1 protein-coding gene is annotated in these 251 nt (G+C 56.6%); it reads right to left on the reverse strand.

What is annotated here, in order from left to right:
- Nucleotides 1–116: 116 nt before the first annotated feature.
- A partial coding sequence (locus D3227_RS44010; RefSeq protein ID WP_147377864.1) for a plasmid pRiA4b ORF-3 family protein occupies nt 117–251 on the reverse strand: 135 nt, incomplete at its 5' end.

Here is a 251-nt window from a genome sequence, read left to right on the forward strand (position 1 = left end):
TTCGATGGTGAACGGCGGCTCGATCGGCTCGGTGGTTTCAAAAGGACTGGTCTCGACGAAAATCACTGCCCAGCCATATCGCATTCTCCCCAACTTCGGCACTGCCACACAATTCCTCATGCTCTCCTCGGGTAATTGGCATCGGGCTGCGCCTGCCCTGTTCCAATAAGTTCAACGCGGAAGCGCCACTCGTCACCGTAGTCGTACAAGAAGGTCATTGCCGAGCCCACCTTCTGGAAGGCTGTGGTGAC

The sequence above is a fragment of the Mesorhizobium waimense genome, assembly GCF_003601975.1.
Classification (GTDB): Bacteria; Pseudomonadota; Alphaproteobacteria; order Rhizobiales; family Rhizobiaceae; genus Mesorhizobium; species Mesorhizobium waimense.